General features: G+C 45.6%; 1 protein-coding gene. It reads left to right on the plus strand.

Annotated features, from left to right (window positions below; all coding sequences use genetic code 11):
- On the plus strand, positions 1-228 hold a 228-nt coding region (locus E4T71_RS09645; protein ID WP_245165743.1), incomplete at both ends, for a Rib/alpha-like domain-containing protein.

A 228-nucleotide genomic window follows, 5' to 3' on the forward strand; every position in this document is an offset into this window, starting at 1 on the left:
ACCAGGAGATAAACCAGCAACAGCTGTGGTAACGTATCCAGATGGCTCAACGGACAAGGTTCCAGTAACTGTTAAGGTGGTAGATCCAACTACAGATGCTGGTAAGAATAATCCTAAGTTTGAAGAGGCATCAGGTAAGCCAGGAGAAACAGTAACTGTTCCAGCGCCTAAGAACGAAGATGGAAGTGATCTTCCAGCAGGTTCTAAGTTTGAGTCAGACAACCCACT

Origin of the sequence: Streptococcus sp. WM07 (assembly GCF_004570525.1) — a bacterium.
Classification (GTDB): domain Bacteria; phylum Bacillota; class Bacilli; order Lactobacillales; family Streptococcaceae; genus Streptococcus.